Here is a 2575-nt window from a genome sequence, read left to right on the forward strand (position 1 = left end):
GGCGGCGCTCGCCCGGGTGGTGCGCAACCTCGTCGACAACGCCGTCCGGCACGCGCGCACGCGGGTGCTGGTGCACGTCGCCGACGGGTGCGTGGGCGTCGAGGACGACGGCGCCGGCGTCGCCGCGGCCGACCGCGAGCGCGTCTTCGAGCGCTTCGTGCGCCTCGACGCGGCCCGCGAGCGCGAGTCCGGTGGCAGCGGGCTGGGCCTGGCCATCGCGCGGGAGATCGCCCGCGAGCACGGCGGCGACGTCGTGCTCGCCGCGTCCTCGCTGGGCGGCCTGGCCGCGACGCTCCGCCTGCCGCCGCCCTCCGGCGTCGCGGCTCAGGCCGGCGGGTCGGTGTAGCGGAGCACCCCGAGCCGGTGGCTGCACTCGTCGCCGAGGAGCATCCCCGCGATCGCCCCCTGGCGGCGCAGGTCGTGCAGGGCCCCGACGACGCGCTCGCGCAGGGCCGCAGGGTCGATGGTGTTGACGTTGATCTTCGTCCCGCCCTCGAAGCCCGCGAGCGTGGACACGCGCCACTTGAGGACCACCCGCCACGGCATGGCCTCGGCGGCGTCGGGCGGCCGGTGGTGCCACTCCTCGTTGGACGGCACGCGCACGCCGGTCGCCGCGTGCAGGGCGTGCAGCAGGTCGGAGACGGCGCGCACCTCGGCTGCGGTGTGCTCCCACGGCAGCTGGTGCGCGCTGGTGGAGTACACCTCGAGAGAGGGGTAGCGGTGGCCCACCCCCGCCACGGCGACCGCGTGCGCGTTCTCCGCCACCACGAGCCGGTGCGCTGCCGCGTGGTCGAGGACGGCGGTGGTGAACACGTCGGGCTCCACGCGCAGGCGGGCCAGCTCGCGGTCGATCTGCGGCCCGTGCTCGTCGATCGCCACGAGCTGCTTGTGCAGGTGGTCGAAGGACGCCCCGGCCGGTCGCAGCCAGTTCTGGAACACGGCGACGTACCGCGCGTGCGGCTGGCTCGCGTAGAGGTCGCGCAGCGCGTCGACGGTGAACGCCGTGTACGCGTGGTGCTCGTCGGGCGTCATCGTGCCCGAGCCGGCGAGCTCGTCGTCGTACCGGGCGCCGTCGACGAGGTGGCGGCGGGGGACGACGACGTCGTGGGAACCGGCGAAGAGGTCGACGGCGCGGGTCAGCCGCTCGGCCTCGGGGATCGCGGCCCAGTCCGTCGGCGCCACCCCGCCCGCGAGCGCCCGCCGCTCGAGGATCGCCAGGACGTGCGCCCGCCCCGCCGGGGTGGCTGTGTAGCGCGCGGCGCGGGCGACGACGTCGACCGACGGGCGGAAGCCGTGGTTGGTGCGCCAGTAGTCCACCGAGAGGATCTCGAAGAGGTTGGGGATGCGGCGCAGGCGTGCGACGGTGGCGTCCAGCGCCTCGGCGGGGACCTCGCGGAGCACGACGGGGCCCGAGTCCGGACCGTCGACGAGGCGAGCCTTCTCGGGCGGGGTCTCGCGGTACCGGCCGGCGCAGAACGCGCAGAGCCGGTCCGCCTGGGCGGGGTCGACCGCGCGCAGCACGTCCGCCGGGACGCCCAGCGGCCGGTTGGCCCGGCCGGGCACGGTCCACACCACGGTGCCGGTCAGCGGGGAGACCTGCTTGACGGTGCCGTCGGCCAGCCGCACGAGCGGTTCACCGCTCCAGGGGTGAGTGGACATGGCACCTCGTCGTCGTGGCCGGTCACCACACCCTAGCCACGCACGCCCCGGCCGCCGCGGCCCCGAAATGCGTGCGCCCCGTGTCGGTACCAGCGGGTAACGTCAGCGCCCGTGCCCACTCCCACCCACCCCGCACCCGTGATCTCCGCCGTCGGCCTCACCAAGCGCTACGGCGACCTCGCCGCGGTCGACGGGATCGACCTCGAGGTCCCGCCCGGGGAGTCGTTCGGCCTGCTGGGCCCCAACGGCGCGGGCAAGTCCACGACGATGAAGATGGTCGGAGCGGTGTCCACCCGCACGTCGGGCGACCTGCGCGTGCTGGGCCTCGACCCGGACACGCACGGACCGGAGATCCGCTCCCAGCTCGGCGTCGTGCCGCAGGAGGACAACCTCGACGCGGAGCTGCGCGTGCGGGACAACCTCATCGTCTACGGCCGGTACTTCGGCATCCCGCGCGCGGTGTGCGCGCAGCGGGCGGACGAGCTGCTCGCCTTCGCCCAGCTCGAGGACAAGGCCAGGGCCAAGGTCGACGACCTGTCCGGCGGGATGAAGCGCCGCCTCACCATCGCCCGCGCCCTCGTCAACGAGCCGCGCGTGCTCATGCTCGACGAGCCGACAACGGGGCTGGACCCGCAGGCCCGGCACGTCCTGTGGGACCGGCTGTTCCGGCTCAAGGAGCGCGGCACCACGCTCATCCTCACCACGCACTACATGGACGAGGCCGAGCAGCTGTGCGACCGCCTCGTCGTGGTCGACCACGGCCGGATCATGGCCGAGGGCAGCCCGTCGGCCCTCATCCGCCGCTACTCCTCGCGCGAGGTGGTCGAGGTGCGCTTCGGCTCGGAGCGCAACGCCACGGCCGCCGAGCAGCTGGCCGGGCTGGGCGACCGTGTCGAGGTGCTGCCCGACCGCGTGC

3 protein-coding genes are annotated in these 2575 nt (G+C 74.9%); 2 read left to right on the forward strand and 1 reads right to left on the reverse strand.

What is annotated here, in order from left to right:
* The coding region (locus tag PKY62_RS12980; RefSeq protein WP_324537622.1) for an ATP-binding protein at positions 1-346 on the forward strand (346 nt) is incomplete at its 5' end.
* Here PKY62_RS12980 and PKY62_RS12985 read toward each other — a convergent pair.
* The gene (locus PKY62_RS12985) at positions 325-1659 is read right to left on the reverse strand and encodes a DUF4921 family protein (RefSeq protein ID WP_324537625.1); all 1335 of its coding nucleotides are present in this window, start codon (positions 1657-1659) and stop codon (positions 325-327) included. The genes PKY62_RS12980 and PKY62_RS12985 overlap by 22 nt on opposite strands.
* A gap of 111 nt (positions 1660-1770) precedes the next feature.
* On the opposite strand from PKY62_RS12985, the gene PKY62_RS12990 reads away from it, so the two are divergent.
* On the forward strand, positions 1771-2575 hold an 805-nt coding region (locus PKY62_RS12990; RefSeq protein WP_502875849.1), incomplete at its 3' end, for an ABC transporter ATP-binding protein.

This window comes from Actinotalea sp. (assembly GCF_035443605.1).
Classification (GTDB): domain Bacteria; phylum Actinomycetota; class Actinomycetes; order Actinomycetales; family Cellulomonadaceae; genus Actinotalea.

What these genes read in the sequence shown, in the direction of transcription:
- PKY62_RS12985 (WP_324537625.1), bottom strand. Translation starts at nt 1,659, where the DNA reads ATGTCCACTCACCCCTGGAGCGGTGAACCGCTCGTGCGGCTGGCCGAC.